The 18,764-nt window shown below is 70.6% G+C and carries 16 protein-coding genes; 12 read left to right on the top strand and 4 right to left on the bottom strand.

The features are described 5' to 3' along the window. Nucleotides 1-10: 10 nt before the first annotated feature. Both MUN74_RS05015 and MUN74_RS05010 read right to left on the bottom strand, forming a co-directional pair. On the bottom strand, nt 11-754 hold the full coding sequence (locus MUN74_RS05015; RefSeq protein WP_244855318.1) for a formylglycine-generating enzyme family protein: 744 nt from the start codon (nt 752-754) through the stop codon (nt 11-13). Between the two features lie 10 nt (nt 755-764). Continuing rightward, on the bottom strand, nt 765-1,142 hold the full coding sequence (locus MUN74_RS05010; protein ID WP_244855317.1) for a DUF2255 family protein: 378 nt from the start codon (nt 1,140-1,142) through the stop codon (nt 765-767). A gap of 82 nt (nt 1,143-1,224) precedes the next feature. On the opposite strand from MUN74_RS05010, the gene MUN74_RS05005 reads away from it, so the two are divergent. The 12 genes from MUN74_RS05005 (at nt 1,225) to MUN74_RS04950 (ending at nt 17,158) form a co-directional block, all read left to right on the top strand. Beyond that, entirely contained in the window at nt 1,225-1,779 is a 555-nt protein-coding gene (locus MUN74_RS05005; protein WP_244855316.1) for a bifunctional nuclease family protein, read from the top strand. 157 nt (nt 1,780-1,936) lie between these two features. Then, nucleotides 1,937-2,725 (top strand): discoidin domain-containing protein, encoded by a 789-nt coding sequence (locus MUN74_RS05000; RefSeq protein ID WP_244855315.1) that lies wholly within the window; start codon nt 1,937-1,939, stop codon nt 2,723-2,725. Next, entirely contained in the window at nt 2,626-4,383 is a 1,758-nt protein-coding gene (locus tag MUN74_RS04995; RefSeq protein WP_244856351.1) for a family 20 glycosylhydrolase, read from the top strand. The genes MUN74_RS05000 and MUN74_RS04995 overlap by 100 nt, the downstream gene beginning before the upstream one ends. A 259-nt stretch (nt 4,384-4,642) precedes the next feature. Continuing rightward, entirely contained in the window at nt 4,643-5,797 is a 1,155-nt protein-coding gene (locus MUN74_RS04990) for an ROK family transcriptional regulator (protein ID WP_244855314.1), read from the top strand. A 28-nt stretch (nt 5,798-5,825) separates the two neighbouring features. Continuing rightward, on the top strand, nt 5,826-6,689 hold the full coding sequence (locus MUN74_RS04985) for an ABC transporter permease (protein WP_244855313.1): 864 nt from the start codon (nt 5,826-5,828) through the stop codon (nt 6,687-6,689). Then, nucleotides 6,686-7,501 carry an ABC transporter ATP-binding protein gene (locus MUN74_RS04980; RefSeq protein ID WP_244855312.1) on the top strand — a complete coding sequence of 272 codons (816 nt, stop codon included), beginning with the start codon at nt 6,686-6,688 and terminating at the stop codon, nt 7,499-7,501. Before MUN74_RS04985 ends, MUN74_RS04980 begins: the two co-directional genes overlap by 4 nt. Before the next feature lie 28 nt (nt 7,502-7,529). After that, a complete protein-coding gene (locus MUN74_RS04975) occupies nt 7,530-8,546 on the top strand; it encodes an aliphatic sulfonate ABC transporter substrate-binding protein (RefSeq protein ID WP_244855311.1) in 1,017 nt (338 codons plus the stop codon). A 28-nt stretch (nt 8,547-8,574) separates the two neighbouring features. Continuing rightward, the gene (locus MUN74_RS04970; RefSeq protein WP_244855310.1) at nt 8,575-10,050 is read left to right on the top strand and encodes a sulfatase family protein; all 1,476 of its coding nucleotides are present in this window, start codon (nt 8,575-8,577) and stop codon (nt 10,048-10,050) included. Between the two features lie 116 nt (nt 10,051-10,166). Beyond that, nucleotides 10,167-11,606 carry a sulfatase family protein gene (locus MUN74_RS04965; RefSeq protein WP_244855309.1) on the top strand — a complete coding sequence of 480 codons (1,440 nt, stop codon included), beginning with the start codon at nt 10,167-10,169 and terminating at the stop codon, nt 11,604-11,606. 51 nt (nt 11,607-11,657) lie between these two features. Next, on the top strand, nt 11,658-12,458 hold the full coding sequence (locus tag MUN74_RS04960) for an alpha/beta fold hydrolase (protein WP_244855308.1): 801 nt from the start codon (nt 11,658-11,660) through the stop codon (nt 12,456-12,458). A gap of 111 nt (nt 12,459-12,569) precedes the next feature. Continuing rightward, nucleotides 12,570-16,568, top strand: coding sequence for a prealbumin-like fold domain-containing protein (locus MUN74_RS04955; RefSeq protein ID WP_244855307.1), 3,999 nt, complete (start codon nt 12,570-12,572; stop codon nt 16,566-16,568). A 125-nt stretch (nt 16,569-16,693) separates the two neighbouring features. Next, on the top strand, nt 16,694-17,158 hold the full coding sequence (locus MUN74_RS04950) for a recombinase family protein (RefSeq protein ID WP_370647346.1): 465 nt from the start codon (nt 16,694-16,696) through the stop codon (nt 17,156-17,158). Between the two features lie 62 nt (nt 17,159-17,220). Here MUN74_RS04950 and MUN74_RS04945 read toward each other — a convergent pair whose 3' ends face one another. Then, nucleotides 17,221-18,102 (bottom strand): hypothetical protein, encoded by an 882-nt coding sequence (locus tag MUN74_RS04945; RefSeq protein ID WP_244855306.1) that lies wholly within the window; start codon nt 18,100-18,102, stop codon nt 17,221-17,223. Further along, nucleotides 18,092-18,655, bottom strand: coding sequence for an RNA polymerase sigma factor (locus MUN74_RS04940; RefSeq protein ID WP_244855305.1), 564 nt, complete (start codon nt 18,653-18,655; stop codon nt 18,092-18,094). The genes MUN74_RS04945 and MUN74_RS04940 overlap by 11 nt, the downstream gene beginning before the upstream one ends. Nucleotides 18,656-18,764 lie beyond the last annotated feature (109 nt).

Genomic DNA, 18,764 nt, shown 5'->3' with positions numbered 1-18,764 from the left:
CGACGGGGCGTCAGCGTCGCGGCGTCCACCCCGGCGGCAGCGGCCCGCCGATCGTCGCGCGTTCGACGTCGGCCGCGAGCGACCAGCCCTGCGCGGCATCCTCGTCGTCGAAGCCGCCGCGGGCGACGCGGAAGCCGACGTCCTCGTGGTGCATGCCCGGCGCCCCGCCGCGACGCGTCGACGCGCGCACGCTCCACGCGTCGTCGGCGAACCCGCCGCCGCGGAACACCCGGTAGTCGTCGTAGCGCGCCGGGTCGAGCAGGTCCCAGCACCACTCCCACGTATTGCCGAGCGTGTCGAACAGGCCGTTGAGGTTCGGCAGCTTGAGCCCGACGCGCTGCGGTGTCGTGACGCCGTCCGCCGCAGTCCAGGCGACGTCGGCGAGCGGGCCGTAGTGCGGGCCCGTCGAGCCCGCGCGGCACGCGTACTCCCACTCCGCTTCGGTCGGCAGCCGGTAGCCGTCGCTCGTCGCATCCCACCGCACGTCGAGGCCGTCGAACGCGTACGCGTGTTCGAGCCCCTCCCACTCGGAGAGGGCGTTGCAGAACCGGATCGCCCGCAGCCAGCTCACGTCGGTCGCGGGCCGAAGCGGATGCTGCGCCGTCTCGCCGATCGCCTCGGCGAGCTGCTCCTGCGTGACGGCGAACACGCCGATCTCGAACGGCTCGAGCTCGACCGTCCACCGCACCTTGCGGCGGGCGTCGTGCAGGGTCACCGAGCCGCCGGGCAGGCTCGCCAGCTCGAGGTCGGGCATCACCCGTCGATCACCCGGCCGGGACGAGTCGGACGGTCACGTCGTACCGGTGCTCGCCGACGACCGTCGCGACGATGTTCTCCGCGTAGCGCGCGTACTTCTCGCGGTAGGCCGCGTCGAGGTCGGCGTGCACGTCGGTCGCGGCATCCGCGAATCGCACGTCTCGTTCGATGCCGCCCGCCCGGATGCGGCCCGTGCCGCTCGCGACCGCCCGCCGGTACCAGCCGGCCTCGGGCCCGTACGCCGAGCGCACGTAGAGGCCGTCGCCGACGCGGGCGACCCACATCGTGACGTACGGGCGCAGCGTGCCGTCGGGGCGCCGCGAGGCGAGCTCCAGCTCTTCGGCGGCGCCGATGCGGTCGAGCTCGTCGGGGGTCCACTCGGTCATCGCCGGCTCCTTCGGTCGCGGATGATGTGTCGGCTGGTGTCAGAGCCTACGCTCGGAGGAGGGTCGCGGAACGGAGGCGCACATGATCCAGGTGCGGGTGCTCGGCATCGCGCTCGACCAGTCGGGGCAGCACCTCGTGCTGCTGCGGCCGCTCGTCGACGGCCCCGACGGGCCCGTCGTCGTGCCGATCTGGATCGGCCAGAACGAGGCGAACTCGATCCTCATCGCCCTGAGTGGCGAGGCCACGCCGCGCCCGCTCACCCACGACCTGACGACGACCCTGCTCGGAACGCTCGGCGCCCGGCTCGACCGGGTCGAGGTGACCCGGCTCGACGAGGGCACGTTCTACGCCGAGCTCACGCTCGTCACTCGGCAGGGCCCGCGCATCGTCGATGCCCGGCCCTCCGACGCGATCGCGCTCGCGGTGCGGTCGGAGGCGACCATCTGGGTCGCCCAGCAGGTGCTCGAGGACGCGGGCATCCCGGCCGAGCTCGCCGGCGAGGCGGCGGCCGAACCCGCCGAACCGCCGCACTGGGGGGATGCCTCGGGCGGGGCGGCCGCGCAGATCGACGAGTCGAAGCTCGAGGAGTTCAAGAAGTTCCTCGACGACGTCGACCCCGAGGACTTCGAGGGCTGAATCCGTATCGTCCGGTTGTTGCCGGCAGAAGTCGGATGGATAGCCGCTTTCGTCGCGGTGCGGCGCCGCAAAGGCCGAATTACGACGGGCCGTTGACGGAAAAAACATCGGATCTTAGCGTGAGGCGCAATTCCGTGACCTCGATGAGGAGATCCCCATGCAACGCAGTTCCAGACTCACGGCGGCTGCGCTCGCCGCAGTGCTCATCGCGCCCGTGGTGCCCATTGCGGCGACCGCAGCAGCAGCGGCCGAGCCGGCTGCGGCCACGGCAGCCGCCCCGCCGAACCTCGCCCTGACCGCGACGGCCACCGCGTCGTCGACCGAGCTCGACGACGCACGCTTCGTGCCCGCCCACGTGAACGACGGCGACGCGTCGACGCGCTGGTCGTCGAAGTACCAGGACGACAACTGGGTGCAGCTCGCCCTCGCCGAACCCGCCGACGTCGAGCGCGTCGTGATCGACTGGCCCAACGCCTGCGCCCGGGCCTTCAGCATCCAGACGAGCGTCGACGGCGTGACCTGGACGACGCAGGCCGAGCGGACGTCGGCCACGTGCCCGCGGACCGACGACATCGAGATCGACGCGGGCGGGCCGGTCGGCTTCGTGCGCATGCAGGGCGCGCAGCGCTGGTCGACCTGGGGCTACTCGATCGCCGAGTTCGCCGTGTACGACCAGCCCTTGCCCGAACCCGAGCCGCAGCTGCCGCTCGTCCCGCAACCCGTGTCGGTCGAGCGCGGCGAGGGCGACTACGTGCTGCCGCGCGACGCCGAGGTGCGCGCGACGGGCGAAGCGGCCGAGGCCGGCGAGTACCTCGCCGACGTGATCCCCAGTCGACCGGATACGACCTGCCGGTCGTCGACGAGGGCGACGCGGCGATCTCGATCGAGGTCGCGCCGGGGTCGGCGCCCGCCGGGCACGAGGCCGAGGGGTACTCGCTCGACGTGACCGCCGACGGCATCGATATTGCCGCAGACACCGCGGCCGGTGCGCTCAACGGCGTCCAGACCCTGCGCCAGCTGCTGCCGGCGTGGATCGAGTCGGACACCGCGGTCGACCTCTCGTGGACGGTTCCCGTCGTCGCCATCGACGACTACCCGCGGTTCGAGTACCGCGGATTCATGATCGACACGGCACGGAGCTTCTACACCGTCGACGAGATCAAGCGCATCATCGACACCACCGCCCCGTTGAAGCTCAACCGGCTGCACCTGCACCTCAGCGACGACCAGGGCTGGCGCCTGGCGATCGACACCCCGGAGGAGAACCCGTCGGGCATCGAGTACGGCCGCCTGACCGAGGTCAGCGGTGCCACCGCGATGACGTACAACGGCAACGGCCAGCTCATGGGAACGGAGCTCGGGCACACGGGCTTCTACACGAAGGCGGACTACCGGGAGATCATCGACTACGCGGCGCGCAACGGCATGACCGTCGTACCCGAGATCGACCTGCCCGGGCACACCAACGCCGCGCTGCACGCCATCCCGCAGCTCAACTCGGCCGGATCGAACCCGAAGCCGATGCCCGGCGAGTCGACGGCGCCGCACCAGGGCACGGGCGACGTCGGCATCTCGACGTTCGACGCGAACAACGCGAACACCTACGTGTTCATCACGGAGGTGCTGCGCCAGCTCGCCGAGCTGACGCCCGGCGAGCTGCTGCACATCGGCGGCGACGAGGCGCACTCGACGAGCCGGGCCGACTACACGAAGATGGTCGACTTCGCGACGAGCACGGTGGCCGACCTCGGCAAGACGGTCGTCGGGTGGAACGAGTACGCCGGCACGGCACTGCCCGAGGACGCCGCCGTCGTGCAGTACTGGAACGGCGGCACGGCAGCGGTCGCGAACGCCGTGAACACCCGTGGGGCGAAGGTCATCCTCTCGCCGGCGAACAAGACCTACATGCCGCAGAAGCAGGACGCGCGTCAGCCGCTCGGCGGAACCTGGGCGTGCGGCTCGCCCTGCACGCTCGAGAACGCGTACAACTGGAACCCCGGCACGCAGATCGCCGGGATCTCCGAGCAGGACGTGCTCGGTGTCGAGGCCGCGGTCTGGGGCGAGTTCATCCGCGGAGTCGACCAGGCGCAGTTCTACAGCTTCCCGCGCCTGCTCGCGACGGCGGAAGCCGGCTGGACCCCGCAGGCCCGCAAGAACACCGCGGAGTTCGTCGAACGAGTGGGGGCATCGGGGCCGCGGATGGCGGCGTCGGGCGTCAACTTCTTCCCGACCGCCACGGTCGACTGGAGCGCTTCGGCCGCACCGGTCGTGACCGCGCACCCGGTCACCGCGACGCCAGAGGCGGCCGGCGACGCACCCACCGCCTCGCGCCTCGCCGTCGACTGGCGCGTCAGCGCGCCGGGCGCGACGGCAACCTCGTTGTCGGCGGAGCTCGTGTGGGACGACGGCGTTCGCGAACGCGTGGCGTTGACGGCCTCGACCGCGGTCGACATCGCCGGCATGACGAACAGCACGGAGTTCGCGGGCTCGAGCCGGCGGAACTTCCACACCTCGGGCGTGCACGTCGGTCACCTGCGACTCATGGGCGACGGCGACCCCGTGGTCGCGGGGTCGATCGCTGTGACGGTGCCGGGCCGGCGCTGACGCGCCGGCGGCAGCCCGAATACCGGGGGCGCGAGGGTCGACGGACCCTCGCGCCCCTGTGCGTCCACGGGGCCGGGAGACCGCTCCTCACCCCTTCGAACGGTTTCCGTGAAATTCGAAACTGAATTATGCCGGGTTGTTGACGGAAAAATTCGGCCTTCCTAGCCTGATCCTCGTGACCTTGCCCAGTGGAGTGCACGCACTCGTCAGACGGACCCACGAAGACCGCGTTCTTCGGGTGCTCCGCGAGCACGGCGGGATGACCCGCGCAGACCTCGCGGACCACATCCGCCTCTCGCGGACGACCGTCTCGGAGATCACCGCATCGTTGCTCGATCGCGGCGTCATCTCCGTCTCCGAGGACGACACCCCGAGGCTCGGTCGCGGGCGGCCGGCCGAGATCCTCACCCTCGACCCGGCCGCCGGACAATACGTCGGCGTCGACTTCGCCCACCGTCGGGTGCGGGTGGCCGTCGCCAATGCCGCGCACGAGCTCATCGCCTCGGACACCGCGCCCTACGAGCAGGCCGACGACTGGCCGACGCGCGTCGATGCGGCGTTCGCGCTCATCGAACGCATGGCCGAAGAGCACGAGCTGCACTTCAGCGGGGTGCTCGGCGTCGGCATCGGATTTCCCGGCCCGTTCTCGCCGCGCCTGCCGCGCGGCGAGTCGGAGCCCGTCGCCGAGGCGAGGCGCGCGGGCGCAGCGCTCGTCGTCTCCTCGTTCGAGCGACGCTTCTCGGCGCCCGTCGTGCTCGACAACAACACGCGGCTCGCGGCGCTCGCCGAGGCGGCCTGGGTGACCGCGACCGAGGTCGATCACCTGCTCTACGTCCGGCTGTCGGCCGGCATCGGCGGCGGCGTCGTCGTCTCGGGTCGGCTCGTGACCGGGGCGACCGGCCTGGCCGGCGAGATCGGGCACATGACGGTCGGCGGCCACCAGCGGGACTGCCGTTGCGGCAAGCGCGGCTGCCTCGAGACGGTCGCCTCGATCGGTGCGGTGCTCGACCGCTGCCGCGACGCGGGCGTCGAGTTCGACGGCATCGCCGCACTCGCCGCGGCCGCGGAGAAGGGCGACCCGGTCGCCATCGGCGCCCTCCGGGAGGCGGGGGAGGCGACCGGCCACGTACTCGGTTCGCTCGCCGTCGCGCTCAACCCCTCCGACATCGTCATCGGCGGCGAGATCGCCCAGATCGCCGATGTCGTCGTCGAACAGGCGGCCGCCACCATCGCCTACGAACTCGTGCCGGTCGGCGGTGCGGTGCCCCGCATCCGCCGCGCCACCCTCGGCGACGAGGGCGGCGCGATCGGCGGCATCATCGCGTTGCTGCGCGGCACCCCGCTGCTCGCCGGCTACCACCCCTCGGTGGACTCCCCACCCGCCGAACCCCGATTGCGAAGGAGCGCCCCCTGATGTCCACAGCAGTACGAGGAGGCCCGGGATGGTCACGGTGACGGAGAAGCGCCCCGGCGCGCCCACGGGGGCGCGCATCGACCGCGGCGCAGGTGCCTCGTCGAACGACCGGGGCGCATCCCGCAAGTCGTCGCGCTCGCGGACGCCCGGACGCGGTCGGACGATCGTGCTCAGCACGATCAGCATCGCCGCGGGGATCGGCATCTGGTGGCTGCTCTCGGCCATCGGCTTCCGGTTGCCCTCGCCGGTCGAGGTCGCCGTTCGCGGGTGGGAACTCCTCATCGACGGCACGCTCGTCACCGATGTGGTCGCGAGCCTCACGCGCGTGCTCATCGGTTTCGCGCTCGGCACGATCGTCGCGATCCCCGTCGGGTTCCTGATGGGCTGGTACGTCACGGCGCGCGGACTCATCGAGCCGTGGATCCAGTTCTTCCGCACCATCCCGCCGCTCGCGATCATCCCGCTCGCGATCGTCCTGCTCGGCATCGGCGAGGAGCCGAAGATCCTCGTCATCTTCCTCGCGGCGTTCTTCGCCTGCGTGATCTCGACGTTCCAGGGCGTCGTGACGGTCGACCGAACGCTCATCAACGCCGCGCGGGTGCTCGGCACGAACGACGCCGGCATCTTCGCGCGGGTCGTCGTGCCCGCCTCGGTGCCGTTCATCCTCGTCGGCATGCGCGTCGGCCTCGGCGCCTCGTGGGCGACGCTCGTCGCAGCCGAGCTGATCGCCGCGCAGGTCGGCCTCGGCTACCGGATGCAGCAGGCGCAGCTCTACTACGACCTCCCGACGATCTTCGTCGGCCTCATCGTCATCGGCGTGCTCGGCCTGGTCATGGACCGGATCCTGCTGTTCGCCGAGCAGAAGCTCACCGGATGGCAGGAACGTCGATGACCATGCACACCGCAGGAACGAACGCACCCCGCATCTCGGTGCGCGGCGTGACCAAGACCTTCGACCTCAAGGGCGAGGAGTTCGTCGCCCTCGACGACGTCTCGCTCGACGTCGCCGACAACGAGTTCGTCACCGTCGTCGGACCGTCGGGATGCGGCAAGTCGACGCTCATGAACATCCTCGCGGGCCTCGACTCGCCGACCGACGGCGAGGCGCTCGTCGACGGCGTGCCGGTCGCAGGTCCGGGGCCCGATCGCGGCGTCATCTTCCAGCAGTACGCGCTCTTCCCCTGGCTCACCGTGCGCAAGAACGTCGAGTTCGGGCTCAAGACCGCGGGCCTGCCGGCGAAGGAGCGCCGCGAGAAGGCCGAGCACTTCATCGAGATGGTCGGGCTCGGCGAATTCGCCGACGCACTGCCGAAGATGCTCTCGGGCGGCATGAAGCAGCGATGCGCCATCGCCCGCGCCTACGCCGTCGACCCCAGCATCCTGCTCATGGACGAGCCGTTCGGCGCGCTCGACGCGCTGACGCGCGTGAAGCTGCAGGAGCAACTGCTCGACACCTGGAGCCAGGAGAAGCGCACGGTCGCGTTCATCACGCACGACGTCGACGAGGCCGTCTTCCTCGCGAACCGCGTCGTCGTGATGGCCGCCCGCCCGGGGCGCATCTACGAGATCGTCGACGTCGACCTGCCCTACCCGCGCACCGAGGAGATGCGGCTCAGCCCCGAGTTCGCCGAGCTTCGCAACCGCGTCTGGAACGCGGTCTACCACCAGACCCCCGGCCACCGTGCCGCCAGCGCTGTCGCCTGACAGCACGATCCCCCCAAGGAAGAAACCCATGACACGCTCAGCTCAGATCCGCGGCATCGCCGCCGCGGCCGCCGCAGCTCTCACCGCCCTCGCCCTCGCCGGATGCGCCACCCCCGCCGCCAACGGCTCGTCGGGCGGCGACGCCGAGATGCCGAAGGTGCGGTTCGGGTACATCGCCGACTTCAATGGCGCGAGCCTGCTCGCGATCGCCGACGACCAAGGGCTGTGGGAGGACGCCGGGCTCGAGGTCGAGACCCCGGTGTTCACCAACGGCCCGCTGCAGATCCAGGCGCTCGGCACGAACGACCTCGACTTCGGGTACATCGGCCCCGGTGCGATGTGGCTGCCGGCCTCGGGCCAGGCGCAGGTCGCCGCGATCAACAGCCTCGGCAATGCCGACCGCGTCATCGCGCAGCCCGGCATCACCTCGATCGAGGACCTGAAGGGCAAGAAGGTCGCCGTGCCCGAGGGCACGTCGGGCGACATGATCCTGACGATGGCGCTGAAGTCGGCCGACATGACGACCGACGACATCGAGAAGGTCGTGATGGACCCGGCGACCGTCGTGTCGGCGTTCGCCTCCGGACAGGTCGACGCGGCGGGCATCTGGTACCCGCTCATCGGCACGATCGAGCAGCAGGTCCCCGACCTCGAGATCCTCGCCGAGAACGAGGACTTCTCCGACGAGGTCGCCTTCCCGAGCGCGTTCGTCGTGAGCCCGGCGTTCAGCGAACAGCACCCCGAGGCGACGACCGCCGTGCTCGGCGTGCTGCGCGAGGCGATGGACTTCCGTGCCGAGCACCTCGACGAGACGGTGCAGCTCACCGCCGACATGCTGAAGGCCGACCCCGAGGCATTCGCGACCGACGCGCAGTACGCGAAGTACATGTCGGCCGGCGAACTCGACGCGCTCACCGAGGACGGCACGGTCGCGACCTGGCTCACCGGCCTCAACGAGTACTTCGTCGAGGCGGGCAAGCTCGACACCGCGACCGACGCGAACACCTACTACCTCGGCGACGAGTTCGTCGCGGCCGGGCAGTGACGTGACCGGTCGCAACATCCTGTTCCTCATGACCGACCAGCATCGGGTGGACAGCCTCGGTGCCTACGGCAACCCGACGGCGTCGACGCCGGCGCTCGACGAGCTCGCCCGCACGGGCACGCGGTTCGACCGGTGGTACACGCCGACGGCGATCTGCACCCCCGCCCGGGCGAGCCTGCTCACCGGTCAGGCACCGTTCCGCCACAAGCTGCTCGCCAACAACGAGCGCAACGTCGGTTACATCGAAGACCTGCCCGCCGACCACTACGCGTTCACGACCGACCTGCGGGCGGCCGGGTACAACTGCGGACTGATCGGCAAGTGGCATGCGGGAACCGAGCGCACCGCCGCCGACTTCGGCTTCGACGGCCCGCACTTCGACGGATGGCACAACGCGATCGACCACGAGGACTACCTCGCGTACCTCGACGAGCGCGGCCTGCCGCACTACGAGATCAGCGACCAGATCCGAGGGGTGCTGCCGAACGGCGGGCCGGGCAACCTGCTCGCCGCCCGGCTGCACCAGCCGGTCGAGGCGACGTTCGAGCACTACCTCGCGACGCGCACGATCGAGATGCTGGAGCGGTACGCCGACGACTACCGGTCGGGGGCGCGGCCGTTCTACCTCGCGTTGCACTTCTTCGGGCCGCACCTGCCGTACGTCGTGCCGAGCGAGTACTACGACATGTTCGATCCCGACGAGGTCGAACTGCCGCACTCGGTGGCCGAGACCTTCGACGGCAAGCCCCCGGTGCAGCGCAACTACAGCGCGCACTGGTCGTACGACTCGCTGGCGCCCGAGACGAGCCGCAAGCTCATCGCGATCTCGTGGGGCTACGTCGCCCTCATCGACTCGCAGATCGGACGGGTGCTCGAGGCGCTCGACCGTCTCGGGCTCGTCGACGACACCGCGGTGTTCTTCAGTTGCGACCACGGCGAGTTCACAGGTGCGCATCGCCTGCACGACAAGGGCCCGGCGATGTACGAGGACATCTACCGGACGCCCGGGATCGTGCGCATCCCGGGGGCGCCCGAGGGTCAGGAGCGCGACGAGTTCGTGAGTCTGCTCGATTGCACAGCGACGTTCCTCGACCTCGCCGGCCTCGATCCGTCGAACGCGGTCGACTCGCGCAGCCTCGTCCCGCTCGTCGCGGGGGAGTCGCCCGAGTGGGCCGACGACCTCGTCTGCGAGTTCCACGGACACCACTTCCCGTACCCGCAGCGCATGCTCCGCACCGACCGGTACAAGCTCGTCGTCAACCCCGACTCGGTCAACGAGCTGTACGATCTCGAGCTCGATCCGCACGAGCTGCAGAACCTCTACGCGGTACCGGGTTCGGCGCCCGTGCGCGACGCCATGCTCGCGCGACTGTACGAGCTGCTGCGCGAGCGCGGCGACAAGTTCTACCACTGGATGACGGCCATGTACCCGGTCGGAGGTGTGGAGTACGACCCGTCGTTCAGCGGGTTCGACGACCGCGCCTACGAGGAGTCCGCCACCTGACCGACCGCCGCGCCCCGGCGTCGCACCGCCTGTTCCGCGACGCCGGGGACCCGGCCCGACCGCACTCGGCCCGCTTCGACCCGCTCGAGGGCGACGGGCGACACCGAATGAGGAAGATGAACGCCACCCAGTCCCGACCGAACGTCGTGATCATCCTGACCGACGACCATGCCGCGCACGCGATCGGCGCGTACGGATCGGTCGTGAACCGCACCCCCCGCATCGACGAGATCGCCGACGCCGGTGTGCGGCTCGACAACTGCTTCTGCACGAACGCCCTGTGCACGCCGAGCCGGGCCTCGATCCTCACCGGCACGTACAGCCACGTCAACGGCGTGACGACGCTCGAGACGCCGATCGATGCGAGTCAGCCGACCTTCGTCTCGCAGCTGCGCGAGGCCGGCTACCGCACGGCGATCGTCGGCAAGTGGCACATGGGAGAGGGGCCGGGCCACGACCCGCAGGGCTTCGACCACTGGGCGGTGCTACGCGACCAGGGCGAGTACTTCGACCCCCAGATCCTCACCGCCGACGGCGTCGAGGTCGTGCCCGGGTACGCGACGGACGTCATCACCGACCTCTCGCTCGCGTGGCTCGACTCGCTCGATGGCGACGAACCGTGGTGCCTGCTCATCCATCACAAGGCGCCGCACCGGCCGTGGGAGCCCGACGAACGGCACCGGGGCATGTACGCCGACCCGATCCCGGTACCCGCGACCTTCGCCGACGATTACGCGACGCGAGGCTCGGCGGCGCACCGGGCGGCGATGCGCATCGCCGACCACCTCACCCTCACCGACCTCAAGTCGCCGCCGCCCGAGGGCCTCACCTACGAGCAAGCCGCGCTCTGGAAGTACCAGCGCTACATGGAGGACTACCTCGCGTGCGTCGCATCCGTCGACGACAACGTCGGCCGGGTGATCGACTGGTTGCGCGAACGCGACGTGTTCGACGACACGCTGCTCATGTACACGTCCGACCAGGGCTTCTTCCTCGGCGACCACGGCTGGTTCGACAAGCGCTTCATGTACGACGAGTCGCTGCGGATGCCGCTCCTCGTGAGCTGCCCGTCGCGGATCCCGCATCGGGAGGCACCGCTCGAGCAGATCGTCACGAACGTCGACTTCGCCCAGACCATCCTCGCCGCCGCCGGCATCGACGCCCACCCGAGGATGCAGGGCACGAGCCTCTGGCCCCAGCTGACCGACGAGCCCGACCGGCCCACCCGCAGCGCGATGTACTACCGCTATTGGGAGAACGACGACGTCAACCACCACGCGTTCGCCCACTACGGAGTGCGCACCGACCGGTACAAGCTGATCTACTTCTACAACGACGGGCTCGGGCTGCCGGGTTCGTCACCGCACAGCTACCCGCCGGAGTGGGAGCTGTACGACCTCGAGGCCGACCCCGACGAGTTGCACAACGTCTACCTCGACCCGGCGTATCGCGAGATCAGGGACGAGCTCGAGGTCGTGCTGTGGGAGTTGCAGGCCGAACTGCTCGACGAGCCGCATCCGTCTCAGCAGCGCCCGGCCCGGGTCGCGGCGGCCTGACGGCGCGCCCGCGGCTCCGACGGCGGCCGGCGGCGCGGCAGAATGGCTGACATGGATGCCTCGCTGCCGCCGCGAACCATGATGCCGTCGCCCCAGTACGTGATGGCGCCCGACGGCGTCCGCATCGCGACGTACGTGTGGGGCGACGACGACGCGCCGACCGTGCTGTGCGTGCACGGGTTCGCGTCGAGCTGCAAGGACAACTGGGTCGACACGGGCATGGTGCGAGACCTCGTCGCGGCCGGGTTCCGGGTCGTCGGCGTCGACCAGCGCGGGCACGGAGCGAGCGGCACTCCGCACGAGGCATCCGCCTACCGCATGTCGGCGTTCGTCGAAGACCTCGTGACCGTGCTCGACACCTACCTGCTCGACGGCGTGCGCTACCTCGGGTACTCGCTCGGCGGCCGCGTGGGCTGGCAGCTCGCGGTGCAGGCGCCCGAGCACGTCTCGCGTGCGGTGCTCGGCGGCATCCCCGACGGGCGGCCGCTCGCACGCCTGCAGATCGACCAGGCGCGCGCGTACGCCGACCACGGCACGCCCGTCGACGACCAGGTGACGCGCAACTACGTCACCCTCGCCGAGCGGGTGCACGGCAACGACCTGCGCGCGCTGATCGCGCTCGCCGAGGGGATGCGGCTGGGCGACGCCGACCCCGATCCGGCCGACCCGCCGCGCCAGGAGGTGCTGTTCGCGACCGGCACCGACGACGCGATCGTCGAGCAGTCGCGCAGCCTCGCCGCCGCGACGCCGCGGGGGACGTTCGTCGAGGTGCCGGGGCGGCACCACTTCAACACCCCCGGGTCGAGGGTGTTCCGGCAGGCGGCGGTCGATTTCCTCGGCGCGACGGGCTGACCGCGACGAGCGGGGGTGTCGCCCGGCGCGAGGATTCGCTACGGTGAAACGGTGCGCACCCCGGGGGGATCGGGCGGTTCGAGGCGCGTGACCAGGGTACGGTCGCGGTGGATGAGTGCGCGCATCGGGGCCGCCGCGCTCGCGGGCGCGTTGCTGGCCGCACTGCTCGTGCCGTTCGCCGGCACCGCTCCCGCTTCTGCGGCGACGCTGCAGCCGTCGGGGCTCACGACCGGCATGATCATCGACGGAACGACGACGACGCCGGGCTCACCCCCCTCGACGTTCAACTGGGGCGACTTCATCTCGAACGTGCAGCCCGACAGCAGCTTCACCTTCACCCCGACCGGGCCGTACACGACGACGCAGGGGCTGCAGTCCACGGGTGTGATCCAGGGCGCGTTCGACTGGGACAACAACTCGGCGTCCGCCGCCTGCGCCGTCGGCGCGGAGCCGACGGGTGCGCCGCCCAGCCAGGGCCCCAACACCAACCCGTGGGTGCCCGGCACGGCCAAGCCGAACGAGAAGGGCGACCTGTGCTCGACGGGCTACGGGCTCGAGGTCGTGACCGACGCCGCCGGGGTGCGGCACGCGATCCTCTACGGGTACTGGACGCGCTACGTCGGCAACGGCGAGGTCAGCATCTACCAGCACCTCGAAGGGCCGGGCGCGGGTCGGTGCAACGACGTGCTGCTCGAGTTCGACTACGCCTCCTCGGGCACGACCGCCCGGATCCTGCGGTGGGTGCCGACCGCGGGCGACGCGTGCGCGAACGAACTCGGCGCCGGCACGTGGCAGGCCCAGCCGGGCACCGCCGACTTCGCCTGGGCGACGGGCGTGCGACAGGAGGGGCCGCCGCTGACGAACCAGTTCCTGGACACGTTCGGCGAGTTCGCCATCGATCTCAACACCGCGGGCATCTTCGCCCCGACGCAGTGCAGCACCTTCTCGGTCTCGGAGATGTTCACGCGCACCGGCAACTCGCCGCAGGCGAACATCCAGGACTTCGCCGACCACGCGCCCGACCGCATGAGCCTCGCGAACTGCGGTGCCCTCACGGTCACGAAGGCGACGGTGCCCGCCGGTGTCGTGGCGAGCGACGAGTTCGGGTTCGCCGTGCGACGTGACGGCGGAGCGGTCATCCCGGGACCGCCGCCGGTCGAGACGATCATGGACTCGGTCGTCGCGGGCCAGACGAAGACGTACGAGAACGTGCTCTCGAGCTCGCAGTACCACCTCGACGAGGTCTCGATCCCGCCGCCGTGGTCGTTGCAATCGATCGTCTGCACGGCCATCCCGCTCGGCGGCGGCGACCCCCAGCAGTTCGTCATCGACGATCCCTCCGACACGTTCCTCGTGTCGCCCGAGAACACGACCGACTGCCTGATCACGAACGCCGCGGCCGTCGTCACCGTCGAGAAGCAGACGTTGCCCGACGGCTCCGAACAGCAGTTCGGCTTCGACGTGACGGGCCAGCAGCCCGTCTCGATCGCCGACGGCGGTCGGCGTTCGTTCGCGGTGCCCGTCGGCGAGGACGTGACGATCACCGAGGGCGAGGCCGAGGGGTGGCTCCCGCCGGACATCTCGTGCGACACGGGCGGCGCCGAGGTCGACGGCCGCTCGGTGACCGTGACGCCCGAGGCGGGCGAGAACATCACGTGCACGTTCACGAACACGCAACTCGGCACCGTCGTGATCTCGAAGGAGGCGCACGGCATCGACGGGCGCACCTACCACTTCACGAGCGACCTCCCCGGCGGTGAGAACTTCGACATCGCGGTGCCGAACGGCGACGGCACCCTCTACGAGCAGGTGTTCACCGACGTGCCGCCGGGCGACTACACGGTCGGCGAGGACCCCGACGCCGAGACCCCGCCCACCAGGCTGGCCGACCTGTCGTGCACCTACGGCGGCACCGACCACACGGGCGACACCGAGGCGCGCAGCATCGGGTTCAGCGTGCTGCCCGGTGAGACCGTGCGATGCTTCTTCACGAACAGCCTCCCGGGCTCGATCGCGGTGATCAAGCGCACGGTGCCGGTCGAGTACGACCAGTTGTTCGACTTCACCTTCACGCCGCCCGAGGGCGCGCCGACCGACTTCCAGCTCAACGGCAACTCGACGCCGCCGAACGTCGCACTGCGCTCGTTCCTGTCGCTCGAGGCCGGCCAGTACACGATCACCGAGCCCGACGACGTGTCGGGGTGGGCGTTCGACCCCAGCGCCCTCGACTGCAACGGGGCCGAGTGGGCGGTCAGCGACGACGGCCGGGGAGTCGTCGTCGATCTCGCCGACGCCGACGCAGCCGTGTGCTTCTTCACCAACCGCGCCGACACGGCGACCCTCACGCTCGAGAAGACCGTCGCGGGCGCGGATCCCGGCCTCGGCTGGTCGTTCGGCTTCGAGCTCGTCGCCGCCGACGGCACGATCGTCGGGCGCACCGCCACTGAGGCCGCGCCCGTCGTGAGCTGGGACGCGCTCGTGCCCGGCGCCGTCTACACGCTGCGCGAGGCCGGCGCGGCCCAGGCGGGGTGGACGCGAAGCCCGATCACCTGCCAGGGCATGCCCGACATCGATCCGGCCGCGCCCGAGTACCAGTTCACGGCGCTCCCCGGACAGGCGGTGACGTGCACGGCGGAGAACACCGCCGCGCCCTCCTCGATCAGCGTCGCGAAGGTGGCCACGGGCATCGGCACCGAGCTCGAGTGGTCGTTCGACCTGCACATCGACCCGCTGCCCGACGGCGAGACCGATCCGAAGACCGTGAACGGCGTCGGCCAGTCGGGTGAGACGGCGACCTGGTCGGGCCTCGTGGCCGGGCGCAGCTACTCGATCACCGAGGACGACGCACCGGGCTGGACGAACCGGTTGAGCTGCACCGGGGTGACCGACGAGCAGCCCGGTGTCGCCGGCCTGCAGTTCACGGCGCCGGTCGGGCAGTCGCTCGCCTGCACCTTCATCAACGAGGCGGTTCCGGGCAACGGCACCCTCACGAAGACCTCGCTCGGCGGCGACGACGAATTCGAGTTCGTGCTCGTCGACCTCGACAACGGCATCGACCCCGTGCCCGTTCCGGTGACGACGGCCGGCGGCACCGCCACGATCACGCTGCCCTCGATCTTCCCCGGCGTGCGGTACTCGTTCGTCGAGACCGACCACCCCGACTGGATCGAGGGATCGCTCACCTGCATGATCACGCCCGGCGACGGCGGTGAGCGCTTCCTGCTCGACGACCTCAGCGACTTCTCGGTGAACCCGGGCGACGTCGGCGAGTGCACCGCGGTGAACTCCGCCTACGGACGGATCGTCATCGTGAAGGCGGTCGACGGCGCCGACGGCGCGTTCGACTTCACGGGCGACTGGCAGTCGCCGCCCGACTTCTCGATCACGACGAGCGACGGCACCGGTTCGGCGTCGTTCGACCGCATCGTGCCCGGCAGCTACACCGTGGAGGAGCTCGCGAAGGACGGCTACGACACGACCGACCTCACGTGCGTCGACGGTGACGCGGAGGGCACCACGTCGACGGCGGACGGCCTCGTCGGTTCGATCGAACTCGACCCCGGTGAGACCGTGACCTGCACGTACACGAACACCGAACGCGGCGTCATCGTCGTCGACAAGTCGACGACGCCCGCCGGTTCGCCGCAGGAATTCGGCTTCGAGTGGGGGCCCGACGGCGGTGAGACCCAGGGGTTCACGCTCGCGGATGCCTCTGAGCCGTTCTCGACCGCACCGATCGAGCCCGGCGACTACCGGGTCACCGAGCTCGCCACCGACGGCTGGACCCTCGACGGCATCGAGTGCACCGGCGCGGCATCGACGCCGACGGTCGAGGGTCCGAGCGCCCTCGTCGCGCTCGGGGCCGGCGAGACCGTGGTCTGCGCGTTCGCGAACACGCAGGACTCGCCGCCCGAACCGCCGGAGCCCCCGGAGCCGCCCGCACCTCCGGCACCGCCCGGGCCGCAGCCGCCCGGACCGGGAACGCTGCCGGCGTCGGGCTTCGCCGCGCTGTGGCCCGCGGTCGCCGCGCTCGCGCTGCTCGCGGCCGGTGCCGGCGTGGTCGTGGTCGGTCGGTACCGCGCGCGACGGTCGGGATCGAAACGGAGCTGAGCACCCCGAGCGGCATCCGCGTCGACAGGGCCGCCGCCGGCCCCGGAGTCGGTGGGAGCGCGTACGATGATTGCCGGACCGAACCGGGCCGTACCGGGCCCGACGGGCAGGAGCGAGGCGATCAGATGAGCGACGAGAACCCCACGATGGGTGCGTCGTCGTCGACGCACACGCACATGCATGCGCACACCGCGATCACGTGCCCCGAGTGCTTCGTCGAGCTGCAGCGCGACGGCGACTGGTGGATGGCTCGGCCCGAGGGGTCGCGCCTCGTCGGCCTCGTGATCCAGCGCGACGACATGCCGCCCATCCTCGAGCAGCGCGAAGACCTGCTCGCGTTCGGCGTCGAGATCGAGGACTTCCGCTACCCGGCGCCCGAGAACCTGCTCGAGTCGTGGGAGCAGCGACTCGCCCGCTTCTTCGGCACACTGCGCGACGGCGACGTGCTCGTCGTCGCGAACGTGCACTCGCTCGGTCGCGACGTCGACGAAGAGCTGCGCACGCTCGCCGAACTGCGACGCCGCGGCGTCGTCGTCAAGGTGCTGAGCCACGGCGCGCGGCACCTCGAGAGCACCGGGCTCGAGGGATAGGCCGAGCGGCCATTAGCGCCGCGCATTCGCGTATGCGCGGCGCTACGGTTCGCAGGGGCCTCCTAGAGCCCGCTTGCCTGCCCGAGGCCGAGGTTGATCGGTGCGATCACCACGGACGGCCAGTCGTCGAGCCAGTCGGAGGCGACGACCGAGTGCGCGTTCACTCCGCCGCCGTCCACCGGTGGGCCGAGCTCCGCCCCCGTCTCGAGCGCCACGAGATTCTCGGCGTACTCAGTGAACGTCTGGTCGCCGATGCTCGCCATGTACTGCTCGACGTCGTCGCCTGGTGCGAAACCCGCGGTCGTCGTGACGGCGACGCCGTCGCCGACCAGCGGGCGTGAGAACGTAACGATCACGTTCGTCCGCAGTCGACCGGGCCCCTCGACGAGATCATCGTTGACATAGAGGCCGGACCAGTCGTAGCCGAGGAACTCGCCGGATCCCTTCTCCTCGACGGTCGGCTCCGCGCCGAGCACCGCGGTGAGCGTCGAGACGATCAGGTCGGTGCCGTCGTCGTAGGAGACCGCCGTGACGATGGTGCCCGCTGCGTCCTCGAAGTCGATCGCCTCTGGTCGGACGACGATCGTCGTCACCGTGTCGAGCCGATCGGCGGCCTCGGCCGGCGTCGGCGTCGTGACCGGGGACTCCTCGGGAGCCGACTCGGCCTCGGTCGGAGACGGCGACTCCGGCGCCGTGGGTGGCGGCGAGGCCGACTCGGTCGGCACCGGGGCCGGGCCCGCGAACGGTGCCGGTGCGAGGGTGAAGGCGACGAGTGCGCCTCCGGTCACGAGAGCGATCAGGAGGACCGCTGCGACCATGCTGCCGACGAGTCGCTCGATGCGGTGCGGTCGTCGCGGGGTGCGGCGCGCCTCGGTCATGAGGCCGCCCTTGGCCGACGCCAGCAGCCCGGCCATCTCCTCACCGGTCGGTGGTTCAGTTCTCATCGACGGTCACCGCCTTCCTCAAGCGCGTCCGATTCCGGGAGACCCGCTGCTTCACCGCGCCCACACTGAGGCCGAGCTCGGCGGCGACCTGCGCGTACGGCAGGCCTTCGAGGAGGCACAGTTCGCAGACCCGGCGATCGACCGCGTCGAGGCGCTCGATCGCGTCGAGCACCCAGCGCAGCTCTTCACGGGCCGACTCGCGCGCCTCGTCGGCCCTGACGAGCGACATGTGGGCGGGCATCCACTCCTCGGGCAGCTCGTCGGCGGCGGACCGCGCGTGCTTCCGTCGCGCGTTCGCCGCCACGTTGCGGCACGTCACGAGCAGCCAGGGCAGCAGGGAACGGTCGAGCAGCGCGATGTCGGCCCCTCGTCGCCAGAGCGTCAGGAAGGTGTCCTGCACGATCTCCTCGACGTCCATGCTGCTCGGCGCGAGCGCCCACGCGTAGCGGGCGACCGTCGTCGCATGTCGATCGAACGCGTTCGACAGGGCGCGCTCGTCCCCCTGACCGATCCTGCGCAGCAGGTCGGAATCACCGGGTTCGTCATCGTCCACGGGAAACCTCCTCACAGCAGGAATGTCGCCGGATCGCCCGAAGGTCACATGTCGTTCGGGCAATTCTGCACTGAAGCCGTCCCCGAAAATGAACCGCGAGGTCGGTGCG

Origin of the sequence: Agromyces sp. H17E-10, from assembly GCF_022919715.1 — a bacterium.
Lineage (GTDB): Bacteria > Actinomycetota > Actinomycetes > Actinomycetales > Microbacteriaceae > Agromyces.
This window is presented reverse-complemented; position numbering and strand designations above follow the sequence as displayed.

What these genes read in the sequence shown, in the direction of transcription:
- MUN74_RS05015 (WP_244855318.1), bottom strand. Translation starts at nt 754, where the DNA reads ATGCCCGACCTCGAGCTGGCGAGCCTGCCCGGCGGCTCGGTGACCCTG.
- MUN74_RS05010 (WP_244855317.1), bottom strand. Translation starts at nt 1,142, where the DNA reads ATGACCGAGTGGACCCCCGACGAGCTCGACCGCATCGGCGCCGCCGAA.
- MUN74_RS05005 (WP_244855316.1), top strand. Translation starts at nt 1,225, where the DNA reads ATGATCCAGGTGCGGGTGCTCGGCATCGCGCTCGACCAGTCGGGGCAG.
- MUN74_RS05000 (WP_244855315.1), top strand. Translation starts at nt 1,937, where the DNA reads ATGCAACGCAGTTCCAGACTCACGGCGGCTGCGCTCGCCGCAGTGCTC.
- MUN74_RS04990 (WP_244855314.1), top strand. Translation starts at nt 4,643, where the DNA reads ATGACCCGCGCAGACCTCGCGGACCACATCCGCCTCTCGCGGACGACC.
- MUN74_RS04985 (WP_244855313.1), top strand. Translation starts at nt 5,826, where the DNA reads ATGGTCACGGTGACGGAGAAGCGCCCCGGCGCGCCCACGGGGGCGCGC.
- MUN74_RS04980 (WP_244855312.1), top strand. Translation starts at nt 6,686, where the DNA reads ATGACCATGCACACCGCAGGAACGAACGCACCCCGCATCTCGGTGCGC.
- MUN74_RS04975 (WP_244855311.1), top strand. Translation starts at nt 7,530, where the DNA reads ATGACACGCTCAGCTCAGATCCGCGGCATCGCCGCCGCGGCCGCCGCA.
- MUN74_RS04970 (WP_244855310.1), top strand. Translation starts at nt 8,575, where the DNA reads ATGACCGACCAGCATCGGGTGGACAGCCTCGGTGCCTACGGCAACCCG.
- MUN74_RS04965 (WP_244855309.1), top strand. Translation starts at nt 10,167, where the DNA reads ATGAACGCCACCCAGTCCCGACCGAACGTCGTGATCATCCTGACCGAC.
- MUN74_RS04960 (WP_244855308.1), top strand. Translation starts at nt 11,658, where the DNA reads ATGGATGCCTCGCTGCCGCCGCGAACCATGATGCCGTCGCCCCAGTAC.
- MUN74_RS04955 (WP_244855307.1), top strand. Translation starts at nt 12,570, where the DNA reads ATGAGTGCGCGCATCGGGGCCGCCGCGCTCGCGGGCGCGTTGCTGGCC.
- MUN74_RS04950 (WP_370647346.1), top strand. Translation starts at nt 16,694, where the DNA reads ATGAGCGACGAGAACCCCACGATGGGTGCGTCGTCGTCGACGCACACG.
- MUN74_RS04945 (WP_244855306.1), bottom strand. Translation starts at nt 18,102, where the DNA reads ATGAGAACTGAACCACCGACCGGTGAGGAGATGGCCGGGCTGCTGGCG.